Annotated in this window: 13 protein-coding genes and 1 tRNA gene; 8 read left to right on the top strand and 6 right to left on the bottom strand. The window is 69.0% G+C overall.

Going from position 1 to position 16674, the window contains the following annotated elements:
* Nucleotides 1–85: 85 nt before the first annotated feature.
* The gene (locus ACFYTQ_RS28025; protein ID WP_387367328.1) at nucleotides 86–346 is read right to left on the bottom strand and encodes a hypothetical protein; all 261 of its coding nucleotides are present in this window, start codon (nucleotides 344–346) and stop codon (nucleotides 86–88) included.
* A gap of 326 nt (nucleotides 347–672) precedes the next feature.
* Nucleotides 673–746, bottom strand: a tRNA-Arg gene (locus ACFYTQ_RS28020).
* A gap of 184 nt (nucleotides 747–930) precedes the next feature.
* On the opposite strand from ACFYTQ_RS28020, the gene ACFYTQ_RS28015 reads away from it, so the two are divergent.
* The gene (locus tag ACFYTQ_RS28015) at nucleotides 931–2970 is read left to right on the top strand and encodes a cytochrome c oxidase assembly protein (protein ID WP_387367325.1); all 2040 of its coding nucleotides are present in this window, start codon (nucleotides 931–933) and stop codon (nucleotides 2968–2970) included.
* On the top strand, nucleotides 2967–3923 hold the full coding sequence (locus ACFYTQ_RS28010; RefSeq protein ID WP_387367322.1) for a threonine/serine dehydratase: 957 nt from the start codon (nucleotides 2967–2969) through the stop codon (nucleotides 3921–3923). Before ACFYTQ_RS28015 ends, ACFYTQ_RS28010 begins: the two co-directional genes overlap by 4 nt.
* 1 nt (nucleotide 3924) lies before the next feature.
* Here the strand turns inward: ACFYTQ_RS28010 and ACFYTQ_RS28005 are convergent, their stop codons facing one another.
* Nucleotides 3925–4599: a hypothetical protein gene (locus ACFYTQ_RS28005; RefSeq protein ID WP_387367319.1), complete on the bottom strand. Its 675-nt coding sequence runs from the start codon at nucleotides 4597–4599 to the stop codon at nucleotides 3925–3927.
* 349 nt (nucleotides 4600–4948) lie between these two features.
* On the opposite strand from ACFYTQ_RS28005, the gene ssb reads away from it, so the two are divergent.
* The 5 genes from ssb (at nucleotide 4949) to ACFYTQ_RS27980 (ending at nucleotide 13765) form a co-directional block, all read left to right on the top strand.
* Nucleotides 4949–5437 carry a single-stranded DNA-binding protein gene (gene ssb, locus ACFYTQ_RS28000; protein WP_387367316.1) on the top strand — a complete coding sequence of 163 codons (489 nt, stop codon included), beginning with the start codon at nucleotides 4949–4951 and terminating at the stop codon, nucleotides 5435–5437.
* 102 nt (nucleotides 5438–5539) lie between these two features.
* Nucleotides 5540–7216, top strand: a complete 1677-nt coding sequence (gene ettA, locus ACFYTQ_RS27995; protein WP_387367313.1) for an energy-dependent translational throttle protein EttA — start codon at nucleotides 5540–5542, stop codon at nucleotides 7214–7216.
* 373 nt (nucleotides 7217–7589) lie between these two features.
* Nucleotides 7590–12476 carry an NAD-glutamate dehydrogenase gene (locus ACFYTQ_RS27990; RefSeq protein ID WP_387367310.1) on the top strand — a complete coding sequence of 1629 codons (4887 nt, stop codon included), beginning with the start codon at nucleotides 7590–7592 and terminating at the stop codon, nucleotides 12474–12476.
* 166 nt (nucleotides 12477–12642) lie between these two features.
* Nucleotides 12643–13062: an acyl-CoA thioesterase gene (locus ACFYTQ_RS27985; RefSeq protein ID WP_387367532.1), complete on the top strand. Its 420-nt coding sequence runs from the start codon at nucleotides 12643–12645 to the stop codon at nucleotides 13060–13062.
* A 16-nt stretch (nucleotides 13063–13078) separates the two neighbouring features.
* Nucleotides 13079–13765 carry a hypothetical protein gene (locus ACFYTQ_RS27980; protein WP_387367307.1) on the top strand — a complete coding sequence of 229 codons (687 nt, stop codon included), beginning with the start codon at nucleotides 13079–13081 and terminating at the stop codon, nucleotides 13763–13765.
* A 21-nt stretch (nucleotides 13766–13786) separates the two neighbouring features.
* Here the strand turns inward: ACFYTQ_RS27980 and ACFYTQ_RS27975 are convergent, their stop codons facing one another.
* Nucleotides 13787–14101: an AzlD domain-containing protein gene (locus ACFYTQ_RS27975; RefSeq protein ID WP_387367304.1), complete on the bottom strand. Its 315-nt coding sequence runs from the start codon at nucleotides 14099–14101 to the stop codon at nucleotides 13787–13789.
* A gap of 52 nt (nucleotides 14102–14153) precedes the next feature.
* Nucleotides 14154–15017, bottom strand: a complete 864-nt coding sequence (locus ACFYTQ_RS27970; protein WP_387367301.1) for an AzlC family ABC transporter permease — start codon at nucleotides 15015–15017, stop codon at nucleotides 14154–14156.
* Nucleotides 15018–15092: 75 nt separating this feature from the next.
* On the opposite strand from ACFYTQ_RS27970, the gene ACFYTQ_RS27965 reads away from it, so the two are divergent.
* A complete protein-coding gene (locus ACFYTQ_RS27965) occupies nucleotides 15093–15665 on the top strand; it encodes a helix-turn-helix domain-containing protein (RefSeq protein ID WP_387367298.1) in 573 nt (190 codons plus the stop codon).
* On the opposite strand, the gene ACFYTQ_RS27960 is transcribed toward ACFYTQ_RS27965, so the two are convergent.
* Nucleotides 15644–16615, bottom strand: a complete 972-nt coding sequence (locus ACFYTQ_RS27960; RefSeq protein ID WP_387367295.1) for an NAD-dependent epimerase/dehydratase family protein — start codon at nucleotides 16613–16615, stop codon at nucleotides 15644–15646. The genes ACFYTQ_RS27965 and ACFYTQ_RS27960 overlap by 22 nt on opposite strands.
* Nucleotides 16616–16674: the final 59 nt, after the last annotated feature.

The following is a 16674-nucleotide window of genomic DNA, read 5'->3' as shown; positions in this document are numbered from 1 at the left end:
TGAAGACAAACTGCTCGAATGCGTGCAAACCTTCTTCAACGAGCGCGTGTTCGGCCCCGACCGCACCGTACTGCTACGCCACCAACTACGCGGCCACGACTCCAGCGACCGCCACGATCTCGAACAGCGGATCGCCGCGATCGAGAAAACCCTCACCGACATCACCCGCCGCCAGAACAACCTCCTCGACGAACGCGAAACCCGCACCGTCACCGGCAGCGACGAGATCGCCGACGCCTGGGCCGAACGCATCCGCCAACGCTTCGCCGACCTGGAAACCGAACGCCGCACCAAACAAACCGAACTCGACACCCTGCGCGAACAAGCCGCCCGCGAACAACCCCACCAACCCGACCTGATCGAGGAACTACCCACTCTCACACTGAAACTCACCGACGCACCCGACGCCCTACAACGCGACTTCTACGCGGCGTTCGGCATCAAAGTGGTCTACGACCACGACACCCGCCACGTCACCATCTACGCCACCCTCACCACCGAAACACTGCCCGGCATCACCGACGCCACCACAGCGATAACAACCCCCCACAGCGGCACCACACCCCCCGAACCCCCGGCACCGCATCGGGCGACCCCGAACCGGCACACCGCCACCATGAGAGGAATACGCGACACCGCCACCAGCGGGACAACAGTTGCCCATGTTTTACGTGCCCCCGGCAGGAATCGAACCTGCGACCTAGGGATTAGAAGGCCCTTGCTCTATCCAACTGAGCTACGGAGGCGAGGCAGCACCACACACCATGCCGGGTTCTGGGCACGGTGTCCAGCGTGTTGATTATAGCGACCGTCCAGCTCAATCCTGGCTCTCGGCGAGCTAACGGTGCGGGTGTCGGGTGGATCACAGGGTTGTGGTAGAGGAGCAGGGTGGGGCGGAGGGGGGTGGGGGGTCGAACTACGCTGGGAGACATGTCGTCACCGCAGGACCCGTCCGTCGAAGTTGGCAGCCAGGCCATCCGGGCGGAGTCGAGGACGACGTTCGCCGTACTGGCCGTGTTCGCGTCCGCCGTGGCGGCTCTGGTCGCGCCGCTCGTGGTCGGGTTGTCGGCCGCGCGGGCCCTGACCTTGCTGGGCATTCCCGATCCGGGAGCGCTGACGACCTACGGGTTGCCCGCGGTGCGGGCCGTGGCCGATCTGTCGGGGGCGCTGGCCGTCGGGTCGTTGTTGTTCGCGGCGTTCCTCACGCCGCCGCAGCGGGACGGGCTGTTGGACCTCGGGGGGTATCGGGCCGTGCGGCGCGCGGGGATCGCGGCGTTCGTGTGGGCGGTCGCGGCGACGCTGCTGGTTCCGCTGACGCTCTCGGACACCACCGGGCAACCGGTCGGCAGCATTCTGCGGCCGGAGCAGATCTGGGACGCGATCCCCAAGGTGGAGGTCGCCGGGTCTTGGCGGGCAACGGCTTTCATGGCCGTGGCGCTCGCGGTGGCCTGCCGGTTGGTCCTGCGGTGGGGTTGGACGCCGGTGTTGCTCGGGTGGTCGGTGCTGTGCCTGCTGCCGGTCGCGCTCACCGGCCATTCGTCGGCGGGCGGCGCGCACGACATCGCCACCAACAGCCTGATCCTGCATCTGGTCGCGATGGCGTTCTGGGTGGGCGGGCTGTTCGCGGTGCTGGCCTACGCCGTGCGCGGGGGTGCGCACACCGCGTTGGCGACCGCGCGGTTCTCGACCGTGGCCACGTGCGCCTTCGTGATCGTCGCGATCAGCGGTGTGCTCAACGCCTGGGTGCGCGTGCCGTGGGACGACCTGTTCACCACCACCTACGGCCGCCTGGTGATCGCCAAGACCGCGGCCCTCTGTGTGCTCGGCGTGATCGGATTCTTCCAGCGGCGCAAGGCGATTCCCGCGCTCGCGGCCGACCCCACCGATCGGGGCGCGCTGATCCGCTACGCCGGAGTCGAGGCGCTCGTGTTCGCCGCGACCGTGGGACTCGCCGTCGGGCTCGGCCGGACGCCGCCGCCGGAGCTGGGGCGGGTGCCCTCGCCCACCGAGGTCGAACTCGGTTACAACCTGGCCGGGCCGCCGACGCTCACGCGGGTGCTGTTCGACTGGCGCTTCGACTTGATCTTCGGGACGCTGTCCCTCGTGCTCGCGGTGTTGTATCTGGCCGGTGTGCGCCGGCTCCGGGCGCGCGGCGACGCGTGGCCGATCGGGCGCACGGTCGCCTGGCTGTGCGGTTGCGCGGTCGTGCTGTTCGCGACCAGTTCCGGGGTGGGCCGCTATGCCCCGGCCATGTTCAGCCTGCACATGGCCCAGCACATGTTGTTGTCGATGCTGGCGCCGATCCTGTTCGCGCTCGGCGGCCCGGTGCTGCTGGCGCTGCGGGCGCTTCCGGCCGCCGGTCGGGACGCGCCGCCCGGGCCGCGCGAGTGGATCCTGGCCGCCGTGCACAATCCGGTGTCGCGTGTGCTGACCCAGCCGGTGGTCGCGTCGGTGCTGTTCGTCGCCGGGTTCTACGGGCTGTACCTGGGCGGGATCTTCGATCACGTCGTCGATCAGCACGGCGCGCACCTGGCGATGAATCTGCACTTCCTGGTGTCGGGCTACCTGTTCTACTGGGTGGTGCTGGGCATCGATCCGAAACCCCGTCCGGTGCAACCGCTCACGCGGGTCGGAATGGTGTTCGGCTCCTTGCCGTTCCACGCGTTCTTCGGGGTCGCGCTGATGAGCATGACCACGGTGATGGGCGGCTGGTTCTATCGTTCGCTCGGACTGAGCTGGAACACCGATCTGCTCGACGATCAGCACACCGGCGGCAGCCTGGCCTGGGCCAGCGGTGAGATCCCGCTCGTGGTCGTGATGCTCGCGCTGCTGGTGCAGTGGTCGCGCAGCGACTCCCGCCTGGCGCAGCGGCTCGACCGGGCGGCCGACCGCGATCACGACGCGGCGCTGGCCGCGCACAACGCCATGTTCGCGGAGCTGGCCAAGCGGGACCGGGAGGTCCGTCGGTGACCGATGCGAACGCATCGCGAAAAGTGAAGCGGCTCTACCGTTCCGACGTGCGCGAGGCCCGGCTGCGGCTGGGCCGCCGGACCCGGGTCACCCCGGTCTTCCACACCGATGTGAGCGGCCCGAACGGCCCGGTCCCGGTGACGTTCAAACTCGAATACCTCCAGCACGGCGGTACTTTCAAGGTGCGCGGCAGCCTGAACGCGCTGCTCGAGTGCCGCGGCGACGATCGTCCGGTGATCATCGCCTCGGGCGGCAACGCCGGGATCGCCGCGGCTCTCGCGTGCGCGCTGGAGGGCCGGTCGTGCACGGTGGTCGTGCCCGAATCCGCGCCGCACACCAAGGTCGCCGCCATGTGGGCCTACGGGGCGGAGGTGCTCTGGCACGGCACGACCTACGCCGAGGCGCACCGCTATGCCGACGAGATCAGCGACGAACGCGGCGCGGTCCAGCTGCACGCCTACGATCTTCCCGCCGTCGTGGCCGGCGCCGGGGTCGTGGGACTCGAGATCGAACGTCAGGTGCGCGGGCGTCCGCCCGTGCTCGTCGCCGTCGGCGGTGGCGGGCTGGCCGCCGGGATCGCGGCCGCGCTGGGCGCCCGCGGTCACGTCGTGGGCGTGGAACCGAAGGGCGCGCCGACCCTGCACTCCGCCTTGGCCGCCGGGCGCGCCGTGGACGTGCACATCAACAGCATCGCGGCGGATGCCTTGGGCGCCACCAGGATCGGGGCCATCCCCTTCGAGATCGCGCAGCGCTACGACATGGGTTCGGTGCTGGTCAGCGACGACGCCATCGCCATGGCCCGCGAATATCTGTGGCGCGAATTCCGCATCGTGGTCGAACCCGCGGGCGCGACCGCGCTGGCCGCCATCCAGAGCGGCGCCTACGTGCCCGAACCGGGGGAGCGTCCGGTGGTGGTGTTGTGCGGGGCGAATACGGATCCGGCGACATTGTGACTCATTGCGCCGAGGGCAGATGCCAGTCGAAGTGTCCGCCCGCGTGGGCGTTGATGGTGTCGCGCAGGTAGTTCGCCGACTCGACCACGATGCCGCCGCCGTCCTTGGTGCCGATCAGGATGCCGAGGAAGTCGGCGGTGTCCCGGCCGCTGCGGCGGTAGACGATGCCGCCGGAATCGCCCTTCTCCGAAGGGAAGTCGGCCACGAAGTAGCCGTTCTGCAGCGCGGTCACCGTCCCGCAGGTGATGCCGGTGGTGGAGCCGACGTGACAGATCTCGTCGCCGACCGCGGCCGTGCCGTCGGCGGTGGTGATCGTCAGCCGGTTCGACAGTGTGCTGGCCGCGGTGACCGACGACGCGTAGCGGACCAGCGCGAAACCGAGGTCGCCCACGGTGTCGTCGGTGCCGAAGCCCTGGTCGTACACGCCCACTCGCGATCCGTCGTGCGCGAAGACGTCCTTGCCGCCCTCGAAGCAGTGGCCCGCCGTGACCCCGTACTCGACCCCGCCCAGGAAACCGCTCAGCCCCAGGCTGCACCGTTTGTCGTCGGTGTTCAGCGCCATCCCCGGCGCGGCGGTGCCCATCGCGGCCCGCGCCTGGGACGGTATCGCGACGGCCAGGGCCAGGGCGGCCGCCAGGGCCAGCAGCAGTCGCGGAAAGCGGAAGGGATGATGCATGGGTCGTCGTGCTCTCTGCTCGCGTGCGCGGTCAGCGCAAGTGCTGGGATGTCAACGGCCGCAACGCGGATCGACCGCCGCCACGCGCAGAACCGTATCACCGCCGGGGGACATGCGCGATGCCGAGAGTTCGGGGGGCGCAACGGTTCCGGCGCAGGTCGGCGGGTGTCGGCGGGGTGGTCCGAAACAGGCGGAATCCACAACCGGAAATCCATCCACAAATCTCGATTCGACCTTTCGCCGAGGCCGATCGCCGAGGAGAGTTGGACGTGTTCCACCGGCCGAGGGGTTGCGGCCGGAAGCGAGATCCGCGAACTGTCGAAACGTCGAAAAGGCAAGGGGTGGAAGCATGTACGAGGCGAACACGGCCGTCGTCGGCAACGTCATCACCCATCCGGTGCGGCGCAGCCTGCCGGGCGGCGATCAGGTGGTGACGTTCCGCATGGCCAGCAATTCCCGCCGGTTCGACCGCGAGAGCGGCGGCTGGGTGGACAACGGCACGCTGTATCTCACCGTCAACTGCTGGCGCCGATTGGTCGAGGGGGTGGACGCCTCGATCCGACGCGGCGACCCGATCATCGTCTACGGACAACTGCGCTCCACCGAGTACGCGACCAAGGATGGCGTGCAGCGCCGCGATCTGGAGATGCGCGCCACCGCGGTCGGGCCGGATCTGGCGCGATGTTCGGCCGAGGTGGTCCGCCGCGGCTCCGGGAACTCGTCGAACGGCTCGATCGTTGCCGAACGAGGGGGCGAGGAACAGACCGAGCGCCCGCCGTCGCCGCCCGAAACTTTCGATAGTGTCGAGGCGACCCGCGAGGACCTCCGGACGGCCTGATCCGGCCCGTCCGTACCAGCCCGAGCGTCCGCCGCCCGAGGGGTCGTGCCCAGCGGGGCGGTGGGCGGAATCAGACAACCACTTACCGATAGGCTTTCGCACATGGCTGAGTTCATCTATCAGATGAGGAAAGTTCGGAAGGCACACGGCGACAAGGTCGTGCTCGACGATGTGACCCTGAACTTCCTTCCCGGCGCCAAGATCGGCGTCGTCGGTCCGAACGGCGCCGGTAAATCGAGCGTGCTGAAGATCATGGCCGGACTGGACCAGCCGAACAACGGCGAGGCGTGGCTCGCCCCCGGCGCGACCGTCGGCATCCTGCAGCAGGAGCCGCCGCTGAACGAGGAGAAGACCGTTCGCGGCAATGTCGAGGAGGGTCTCGGCGAGATCAAGGTGAAGCTGGACCGCTTCAACGAGATCGCCGAACTCATGGCCACCGACTACTCCGACGAGCTCATGGACGAGATGGGCAAGCTACAGGAGGACCTCGACCACGCCGACGCCTGGGATCTCGACTCCCAGCTCGAGCAGGCGATGGACGCGCTGCGCTGCCCGCCGCCGGACGAGCCGGTCACCAACCTCTCCGGTGGTGAGCGCCGCCGCGTCGCGCTGTGCAAGCTGCTGCTGAGCAAGCCCGACCTGCTGCTGCTCGACGAGCCCACCAACCACCTCGACGCCGAGAGCGTGCAGTGGCTCGAACAGCACTTGGCCCAGTACCAGGGCGCGGTGCTGGCCGTCACCCACGACCGGTACTTCCTCGACAACGTGGCCGGGTGGATCCTCGAGCTCGACCGCGGCCGCGCCTACCCGTACGAGGGCAACTACTCCACCTACCTGGAGAAGAAGGCCGAGCGCCTCGAGGTGCAGGGCAAGAAGGACCAGAAGCTGCAGAAGCGCCTCAAGGACGAACTCGCCTGGGTGCGTTCGGGCGCCAAGGCCCGCCAGGCCAAGAACAAGGCCCGCCTCGACCGGTACGAGGAGATGGCCGCCGAGGCCGAGAAGATGCGGAAATTGGACTTCGAGGAGATCCAGATCCCCGCGGGCCCGCGCCTGGGCAGTGTCGTGGTGGAGGTCGAGCACCTGGACAAGGGCTTCGGCGACCGCCAGCTGATCAAGGATCTGTCGTTCACGTTGCCGCGCAACGGCATCGTCGGCGTCATCGGTCCCAACGGTGTCGGTAAGACGACGCTGTTCAAGACCATCGTCGGCCTGGAACAGCCCGACAGCGGCACGGTGAAGGTCGGCGACACGGTCAAGCTGAGCTACGTCGACCAGAACCGCGGCGGCATCGATCCGAAGAAGACGGTGTGGCAGGTGGTCTCCGACGGCCTCGACTACATCGAGGTCGGCACCCAGGAAATGCCTTCGCGCGCATACGTTTCCGCGTTCGGGTTCAAGGGCCCGGATCAGCAGAAGCCCGCGGGCGTGCTCTCCGGTGGTGAGCGCAACCGGCTGAACCTGGCGCTGACGCTCAAGCAGGGCGGCAACCTGATCCTGCTCGACGAGCCGACCAACGACCTCGACGTGGAGACTCTGGGCTCGCTGGAGAACGCGCTCGAGCAGTTCCCCGGCTGCGCCGTGGTCATCTCCCACGACCGCTGGTTCCTCGACCGCACCTGTACCCACATCCTCGCCTGGGAGGGTGACGACACCAACCCGGCCAAGTGGTTCTGGTTCGAGGGGAACTTCGAGGCGTACGAGGCGAACAAGGTGGAGCGGCTGGGTCCGGACGCGGCGCGTCCGCACCGGGTCACCCACCGCAAGCTCACCCGCGACTGATCCAGCCCGGGGGCTCCCCGTGCCGGGGTGCCCCTCCCGGGTGATGGCCCATCACCCGAATCCCTGATCGTCGCGGCTCGTTGCACCTGTGTCATACAGCAAGGAGCTGGCTACTGCTCGGTTACTTATAGGCGAATAGTGTCAACCGGCCACGGCGGGCGGGCGCCCAAAACCCTGTCGGCGCAACGTGCTAGGCGTACCATCAGCGTGTTCGGCTGGTACGCGGGCGAATTCGTCTTCGAGCAACCGGTCGGGCGTTCGGACTTTGCCGTGGCTTTGGAAAGATTCCCTCCCGGCTGCTCCGGCACCCAGCTACTCTCGACCCCGGCGTCACTTTGTTACGGAACCGAATCCGAGGGAGTTGGCGAAGAAAATGACGGTCTCGTCCGAATTGTCCAGCGCGGCGTGGGTCGCGGGTTTGCCGGAGCAGTTGCGCGGCGAACTCGCCGCCCTCGAGGAGGCATACTTCCGCCACGTGGACGCCGGCGACGTCGACTGTGCGATCACGGGGAGTTCGCTCCAGGTGTTCCGCAGGCACATCGAACTGGGCATGCATCGACCACCGGGCGCGTCCCGGGTGCGCGTGTACCAGCCCGACGACGGCTCCGGTCTCGGGGCCGCCGTGCAGATGGTCACCGACGACATGCCCCTGCTGGTGGAGTCGGTGACCTCCTCGCTGAGCCGGATGGGCGTCAGCATCAGCGAGATCATCCATCCGATCTTCGAAGTGACGCGCGACGATTCGGGTCGGCTCGAATCCGCCGAACCGCACGGGGTGGACGGCAACGGCAACACGGGCCTGCGGGAGTCGTGGATGCACGTGCAACTGCATCCGGCGACCAGCCCGGAACTGCTCGACCGCGTCGAGGCCTCGATTCCCGACGTCCTCACCGACGTGCGGCAGGTGATCGGCGACACCGAGGCGATGGACACCGTGCAGGAGCGGCTGGCCGCCGACCTCGAGGCAGCCGCCGACTCGGACACGGCGCCGTTCAGCCGGACCGATCTCGTCGACTGCGCGCGGTTGCTGCGCTGGCTGGCTGCGGGCCACTTCACGGTGCTCGGCTACGCCCGCTACCGGCGCGACGACGCGAAATCCGTTGTGGTTCCGGACAGTTGCCTCGGCGTGCTGCGGCCGAACGTGGGCACCGACTTCGAGGTTCCGGTCAACGGCGGCAACCGGCCGCTGCTGATGCTGACCCAGGGCTTGGTCCCGGCCACCGTGCACCGTTCGGTGTATCCGTACTTCGTCGGCGTCGCCGAATTCGACGGCGCAGGCGCGGTCACCGGCGAACATCTGTTCATCGGCGTGTTCACCGTGGCGGCCATGCACGAGAACGTGCTCGACATCCCCGTCGTGGAGCGGCGGGTGCGGACGGTGATCGAGCAGAGCGGATTCGATCTGGACTCGTTCTCCGGGCAGGCCATGCTCGAGGTGATCCAGTCCTTCCCGCGCACCGAGCTGTTCTCCTCCGATATCGAGACCATGCGGCGCACCGCGAGCGCGGTGCTCAATGTGGGCATGCGGCGGCAGGTGCGGTTGTTCCTGCGCTCGGATTCCTACGGCAGATTCGTGGCCTGCATGGTCTATCTGCCGCGGGACCGCTACACCACCCGGGTGCGGCTGGAGATCCAGGACATCCTCGTGCGCGAACTCGGCGGCGTGTCGATCGACTACTCGGCGCGCGTCTCCGAAAGCGAGCTGGCGAGCGTGTATTTCACCGTGCGCCTGCCCGAACCGGGCACCCGGGTGGACACCTCCGAGGCCAATCGGCAGCGCATCCAGGCGCTGCTCGCCGAGGCCAGCCGCACCTGGGCCGACCACCTGCGCGACGAGTCGGCGGCCTCGGCGCTGCTGGATCCCGCTGTGGTGCAACGGTATTCGGCCGCGCTGCCGGACGCCTACAAGGAGGACTTCGAGCCCAGCCGGGCGATGGCCGACATCATCCGGCTGGAGCGGCTCGCGGCCGACCGGATCGATCACCATCTGTACCGACGGCCCGAATCCCAGCCCGGCTCCTGGCGTTTCACGCTCTACGTCGGCGCGGGGATCTCGCTGAGCCAGGTGCTGCCGCTGTTGCAGAGCCTGGGCGTGGAGGTCGTGGACGAGCGGCCCTATCACGTGGAATTCGAGGACGGCCGCGGCGCGTGGATCTACGACTTCGGCCTGCAGGCGCGGCCGGATCTGCTGCGTAAATCGCTGGACCGCAATATGGACGCCGAACTGGTCGAGACCTCCGAGCGGCTCGACGCGCTGGACGCCCAGGAGCGCGGTCTGCGGGAGCGGTTCACCGACGCGTTCGACGCGCTGTGGTACGGGCGTGCCGAGGCCGACGGCCTCAACGAGCTGGTGCTGCGCGCCGGTCTGCACTGGCGTTCGGTATCGATCCTGCGCGCCTACTCGAAGTATCTGCAGCAGGCCGACTTCCCCTACAGCCAGGCCAATATCGCCCGCGTGCTGCTGGCCTCGCCGGATATCGCGCGGTTGTTCGTGGAGCTGTTCGCGGCGCTGTTCGATCCCGACGCCGCCTCGGCGGAGCGGGCCGCCGAACTCGAGACGGCCGTGCGCGAGCGGATCAACGAGGTGGTCAGCCTCGACGCCGACCGGATCCTGCGCGCGATCCTGGCGCTGGTGAAGGCGACGCTCCGCACCAACTACTACCGCGTCGACGAGCAGGGCCAGCCCCGGCCGTATCTGTCGATCAAGGTGGAGCCCCGCGAGATCAGCGAATTGCCCAAGCCGCGACCGCAATTCGAGATCTTCGTGTACTCGCCGCGGGTCGAGGGCGTGCACCTGCGGTTCGGGCCGGTGGCGCGCGGCGGGTTGCGCTGGTCGGACCGGTTGGAGGATTTCCGCACCGAGATTCTGGGCCTGGTCAAGGCGCAGGCGGTGAAGAACGCGGTCATCGTGCCGGTCGGCGCCAAGGGCGGCTTCGTGGTCAAGCATCCGCCCGCGGGCACGGGCGATCCGGCCGCGGACCGCCAGGCGTTGCAGGCCGAGGGCGTGGCCTGCTACCGCACCTTCATCTCCGGCCTGCTGGACGTGACCGACAACGTGGACCACGCCACGGGCAAGGTGCTGCCGCCCGCGCGGGTGGTGCGCCGCGACGGCGACGACACCTATCTGGTGGTGGCCGCCGACAAGGGCACCGCGACGTTCTCCGATATCGCCAACGAGGTGGCGCAGTCCTACGGGTTCTGGTTGGGTGACGCGTTCGCCTCGGGTGGTTCGGCGGGATACGACCACAAGGCGATGGGCATCACGGCCAAGGGCGCGTGGGAGAGCGTGAAGCGGCACTTCGCCGAGATGGACATCGATACGCAGACAACGGATTTCACCGTGGTCGGCGTCGGCGACATGTCCGGTGACGTGTTCGGCAACGGCATGCTGCTGTCGCGGCACATCCGGCTGGTGGCCGCGTTCGACCACCGGCACATCTTCCTGGATCCGAATCCCGACGCGGAGCGGTCGTTCGCCGAACGGGAGCGGATGTTCGCGCTGCCGCGCTCGTCGTGGGCCGACTACGACACCTCCCTCATCAGCGAGGGCGGCGGGGTGTGGGACCGCACGGTGAAGGCCATTCCGATCAGCCCGCAGGCGCGCGCGGCGCTGGGCCTGGCCGACGACGTCACGACGCTGTCGCCGCCCGAGCTGATCCGCGCGATCCTGAAGTCGCCGGCGCAGCTGCTGTGGAACGGTGGTATCGGCACCTACATCAAGGCGTCCACCGAATCGAACGGCGACGTCGGCGACAAGTCCAACGACGCCGTCCGGGTGAACGCGAACGAGTTGCGGGTCAAGGTGATCGGCGAGGGCGGCAACCTCGGCGTCACCGCGCTCGGTCGTATCGAGTTCTGCCGCAACGGCGGCAAGTGCAACACCGACGCGCTGGACAACTCGGCGGGCGTGGACTGCTCCGACCACGAGGTCAACATCAAGGTGCTGCTGGACGGGGTGGTCTCCAGCGGTGAACTGGCCGCCGCCGACCGCAATCCGCTGCTGGCGTCGATGACCGACGAGGTCGCCGACATGGTGCTGTTCGACAATGTGTCGCAGAACTTCCTCATGGGCTCCTCCCGCACCGAGGCCCCGCGGATGCTGAACGTGCACATGCGCCTGATCGAGGAGCTGGAAGCGCGACGCGGACTCGATCGGGCGCTCGAGGCGCTGCCCTCGAACGCCGATATGACCCAGCGGCTCGAACAGGGGCGCGGGCTCACCTCGCCGGAGCTGGCGAATCTGCTTGCGCACGTGAAGCTTTCGTTGAAGGCCGATCTGCTCGAGGGTGAACTGCCCGACAGCGCGCACTTCTCGGCGCGGTTGCCGAAGTACTTCCCGACCCCGCTGCGGGAGCGATTCGGCGCGGCGATCAAGCGGCATCGGCTGCGCCGCGAGATCGTCACCACGATGATGGTCAACGAGATGGTCGATCTCGGCGGCATCACCTACGCCTTCCGGCTGTCGGAGGAGATCGGCGCGACCGCCGGGGACGCCATGCGCGCGTTCGCCGCGGCCAGCCAGATCTTCGATCTGCACTCGGTGTGGAGTCGGATCCGGGCCGCGGACACCGCGACCGCGGTCAAGGACGAGCTGGAACTCGAGACCAAGCGCACCCTCGATCGCGCGTCGCGCTGGCTGCTCAGCAACCGGCCGCAGCCGATCGCGGTCGGCGCCGAGATCCATCGCTACGCCGGTAAGGTGCACGAACTCGCGCCGAAGGTGCCGGGCTGGTTGCGCGGGCATCACATCGACACCCTCGAGCAGGAGTCGGCCAAGCTGATCAGCCGGGGCGCGCCGAAGGAGTTGGCGGCCGAGGTCTTCGGGCTGCTCAACCTCTTCCCGCTGCTGGACGTCATCGATATCGCCGACATCACCGACCGCGGCGGCGAGGAGGTCGGCGCGCTGTACTACGCGCTGAACGAGCACCTCAAGATCGACTGGCTGCTGCAGGCGGTCAGTCACCTCGAACGCGGGGACCGCTGGCACGCGCTGGCCCGGCTCGCCCTGCGCGACGACATGTACAGTTCGCTGCGCTCGCTGACCCTCGACGTGCTCTCCGCGGGTGACCCGGAGGAGACCGCCGAGGAGAAGATCGCGTACTGGGAGTCGAAGAACCAGTCCCGGCTGGGTCGCGCCCGCGCGGCGTTGTCGGAGCTGTTCGAGTCCGGCACGCATGATCTGGCGACCCTGTCGGTGGCGGCCCGGCAGGTGCGCAGCATGGTCAGCGGCGTCGGCGCGCAGTCGGAGGTGCCGAGGTAATCCGATCCGGCCGTGCCCGCCGCCCCGCCCGACGGGGGCGGCGGCGCGGGCCGGGACGGGACCGAGCGGACAGAGGCGGCATACTGGGAGCTGCCGACCGATCGGAGGTAATGCGTTGACTAGTGGTGATTCGCGGTCCGGGAACGGGTCGGGGGACGGGACTCTCGTGCTGCCCAGGCGGTTTCATACCAAGGTCGAGGTGCGCTGGTCCGATATGGACGCCTTCCAGCACATCAACCACGCCCGCATGGTGACCTTGCTGGAGGAGGCCCGGATTCCCTGGCTGTTCGACGACCGGCCGACCTCGGGTCTGCGGTCGGGCTGCGTGATGGTCGATCTGCACGTCCGGTACAAGGCGCAGTTGCGGCACGAGGACACGCCGCTGGATGTGGCGATGTGGATCGAGCAGTTGCGGACCGTGGACTTCACGATCGGCTACGAGGTGCGCGCCAACGGCGTCGCCGCGGGTTCCGCGCCCGCGGTCGTCGCGAGCACCCAGCTGGCCGCCTTCGACATCGAGTCCCAGCGCCTGCGGCGGCTGTCCCCGCTGGAACGCGAATACCTCAGCCAGTGGAAGGCCGACTGAGGCACCCGCCGACGAGATGACCTTCGACTACAGCGATCAGCGGGTGCTGCGCGTCCCGGATCCCGCCGAACGGGAGAATCTGGCGACCTTCGTCGCCCGCGCGACCCGTCTGGACCCCGCGGCCGTCATCCGCTTGCGCCGTCGCGGCGGCGATTACGTCGCGGCCTGGGCCGCAACGGGTTTCGAGGCGCTCGCGGTCCGGACGGTGGTCGCCGAGCTGGGCGTCGACGACGTCACCGTCAGCGGCGATGTGATCCTGTCCGGGCTGAGCGGCATCGACGCGAGCGGCCCGATCGACCTCGGCTACTCGATGGACTCCGCCTGGCGCGGCGCGCTCCCGCCGGCCGACGGCTTCACCCACGTCGACGACGTTCCCGCGCGCGCCCTGGTCGAATTGGCCGAGCGCGGCGCGGAATTGGCCAACGAACATGGCGGCGGCCACGGCCCCCCGGCGTCGCTGCTCGACCAGACCGTCGTCACCGTCACCGCGGCCGCCGAACGGGTCGAGGTCCCCATGCGCGTCGTGTTCGCCCTGACCGCAATGGATTTCATCCCGCACTCCGGCGACAAGGCCGACTCCCGCCGCATCTCGGCGAGCGAGATAGTCCGGGTCCGTGCCACCCGCACCTGGCTCCGGCTGGACGCCCGCTACGGCTCGGTCGCCCGCCGTCGCGGGCCGGGCATGCCGCTCACCCCGGCGTAGTCGCGCTCCCCACGACCGTCGCTAACCGACCCCGACGAGCCGCAACAAGGCGGTCGCGCCGACCGCGGTCAGGGCCACCACGATCAGAGGCGCTCGCCGCCAGGCCAGCACGAGGGCCACCGCCACACCGGCGATCAACGCGAAGCTCACCGCGTGGCCCGAGGGAATCAGCTCGGTGACCGCCAGGGCGACCAGCAGGACCACCGAACCGGTCTCCAACAGCTCGGTGACGCGGGGCGGGACGTCGAGCCGACGGCGCAGCAAGGGGCCGACGAAACGGATGGCGTAGGTTCCGGCCGCGAGGGCGACCGCTCCGGCCAGGAGGGTGATATTCACGTGCTTCGCCTCGTCTCTCGGAAGTCGTTGTGCGGGAGCGTCGTCGGCGGATTCACTCGACGGCTCGAGCCGGGCACGAGGTCGACGCGCCCGCCAGGGAACGAACGGCGGCCCTGCCGTCGGGTGTCCCGTCCACAGCGTCACCACGCTCGCGGCCATCGGCGAGATCGGAGCCCTCGTTCACCCGTCGATCGCGGTGCGGAGGAGCCAGCTCCGAAGCGCCGGAGGCGCTTTCGTCGGACGCCGACCCGCCCTTCCGACCCCACGCCAGGAACGCCGCCGGAAGCGCCAACAACACCGGCAATCCCGCCGTCAGGAACGGGCTCGTGACCGCCGCGATGACCGCACCGGCGAGCACCGCCCGCCGAGTCCGCTTGCCGCGCAACGCCGGAAGCGACAGCGCGAGCAGGACCGCCGGGAAGACCGCGTCCAACCCGAAGCGCGAGGGATCGGGGACGGCGGCTCCGATCACCACGCCGAGCAGGGCGCCCACCGGCCAGGCGAGGACGACACCGACACCGCACAGCCAGTACCGGGCGCGGCGGCGGGCGGGCTCGGATTCGGCGAGGGCCATGGCGACGGACTCGTCGTTCATGACATGGGTGCCGATCAGGCGACGCCAGCCGGTGCCGACGACGTCGGGGACGGACAGTCCGTAGGGTAGGTGGCGAGCGTTGACGAGCAGGCCGACCAGCACGGCCGCGATCACGCTGCCGCCCGCCCCGACAATGCCGATGAACAGGAACTCCGAGCCGCCCGCCACCACCAGCAGGCTCATGAGCAGCGGCAACCAGGCCGGCAGGCCCGCGGTCACCGCCGTCGCGCCGTAGGACACGCCGATGACGCCGACCGCGACGGTCACGGCCGCGATTCCGGTCAGGTCGGTGCGATCCAATGTTCGCCATATCGAACGCATGACTTCTATAATGAACATGCCGCGGGGGTTCGTCAACGAGGCCGACGCCCCGCACGGGTACTGTCTGATTCCACTATGACCGAGCACGACGGCGCGCGGTCCGCGCCACCGCAGGAGGCCATCGCGGCCGCGTTGCGCCGGGAGCGCACGCGGTCGGGGCTGTCGCTGACCGAGGTCGCCAAGCGCGCCGGGGTGGCGAAATCCACACTGTCGCAACTGGAATCGGGCACCGGCAATCCGAGTATCGAAACCCTGTGGGCCCTGTGTGTGGCGCTGGGCATTCCGTTCTCGCGACTGCTGGATCCGCCGCGTCCGCAGGTGCAAGTGATCCGGGCGGGGGAGGGGCCGGTGCTGGCCTCGGCGCAGGCGAACTATCACGCGACGCTGCTGGCCGCCTGTCCGCCCAATGTGCGGCGGGACATCTACCTGGTCGCCGCCGAACCCGGCCAGCCCCGGCAGTCCGATCCGCATCTGCGCGGTGAGATCGAACACGTCATTCTCGCCGCGGGCCGCGCGCTGGTCGGACCGTCCGACGATCCGGTCGAATTGCGTCCCGGCGACTACATCCGTTATCCGGGCGACCAACCGCACACGTTCAAGGCCCTGGAGCCGGGCACGTGGGGAATTCAGGCCAGCGAGTACGGCTGACCGGCGAGCGGACCCGGCTGCGCGACAACGGTTTTCCACCAGGCCACGGTCTGGGCGGCCACCTCGGGAATCGGCGTCGGACGCAGGCCCAGGCGCGCCTCGCTCGCGGTCGAGTCGAGGATGAAGGGGCGCTCGAACTGGTAGTTCATCTCGGCCAGTTCGCGCATCATCTCGTTCATCAGACCGGCCGCGCGCAGCGTCCACGTCGGCAGGGCGAGCACGCGCGGGCTCGGCACACCGGCGGCGGCGGACAGGGCGGCGACCAGGTCCCGGATCGTCACCGCGGGGGCGGTCGGGGCGTGCAGGAACGAATTCCACAGCGTCCGGTCGGCGGCGGCCTTGATCATCGCCGCGGCGAGGTCCGGCATGAACGTGAACGAATGCGGCACATCGGAACGGCCGAAGACCTGAACCGCCTTGCCGCGCAGGATGTTCGGGATCATGCGCTCGCCCGCGTGCGACATCCGCACGTGCGGCCCGATGAAGTCGGAGGCCGCCACGCTCACGGTCGGGGTCGCCGACTCGTCGCGGGCTCGCAGCAGCGCCACGCGGACGGCGGGCTTACCGAAATCGGCTGTGCGGGGCATGTTCTCGGTCATCGGTCCGTCGACCGGCCCGTAGGAGTACAGGCTCTCCGGGAAGACCACCACCGCGCCGACCCGATTCGCGACGGCGAGCACGTTCTGCTCGGTCGCGGGCAGCTCCGCCCACCACGCCTTCGCGGCGTAGCGCGAGCCGTGTGTGCAGTGGTAGATCGCTACGGCGCCCTCGGCGGCCGAGGTCAATTGATCGGCGCGGGTGACATCCACGCGACGGCGCTCGATCAGCGGATGGTCGGGACCGCTGCCCGAGCGGGTCAGGATCCGAACCCGCTTGCCCGCGGCGGCCAACTGCTCGGCGACGGTCGTTCCGACGGGACCGGCTCCGGTGACGACGTGCAACTCGGACATCTGGGTGACTCCTTCTGCTTTGAGAGCACTGCTCTCGGTGTGCTCAAAGCATGCGTCAG

It is taken from the genome of Nocardia sp. NPDC004068 (assembly GCF_042874315.1).
Taxonomy (GTDB): domain Bacteria; phylum Actinomycetota; class Actinomycetes; order Mycobacteriales; family Mycobacteriaceae; genus Nocardia.
The sequence above is the reverse complement of the archived record's forward strand: the minus strand, read 5'-3'. Positions and strand labels throughout refer to the sequence as shown.

Bases quoted from the DNA above. Each gene is read 5' to 3' on its own strand.
- ACFYTQ_RS27980 (WP_387367307.1), top strand. From the start codon at position 13,079: ATGACCTTCGACTACAGCGATCAGCGGGTGCTGCGCGTCCCGGATCCC.
- ettA (WP_387367313.1), top strand. From the start codon at position 5,540: ATGGCTGAGTTCATCTATCAGATGAGGAAAGTTCGGAAGGCACACGGC.
- ACFYTQ_RS27960 (WP_387367295.1), bottom strand. From the start codon at position 16,615: ATGTCCGAGTTGCACGTCGTCACCGGAGCCGGTCCCGTCGGAACGACC.
- ACFYTQ_RS27965 (WP_387367298.1), top strand. From the start codon at position 15,093: ATGACCGAGCACGACGGCGCGCGGTCCGCGCCACCGCAGGAGGCCATC.
- ACFYTQ_RS27990 (WP_387367310.1), top strand. From the start codon at position 7,590: ATGACGGTCTCGTCCGAATTGTCCAGCGCGGCGTGGGTCGCGGGTTTG.
- ACFYTQ_RS28005 (WP_387367319.1), bottom strand. From the start codon at position 4,599: ATGCATCATCCCTTCCGCTTTCCGCGACTGCTGCTGGCCCTGGCGGCC.
- ssb (WP_387367316.1), top strand. From the start codon at position 4,949: ATGTACGAGGCGAACACGGCCGTCGTCGGCAACGTCATCACCCATCCG.
- ACFYTQ_RS27970 (WP_387367301.1), bottom strand. From the start codon at position 15,017: ATGCGTTCGATATGGCGAACATTGGATCGCACCGACCTGACCGGAATC.
- ACFYTQ_RS28015 (WP_387367325.1), top strand. From the start codon at position 931: ATGTCGTCACCGCAGGACCCGTCCGTCGAAGTTGGCAGCCAGGCCATC.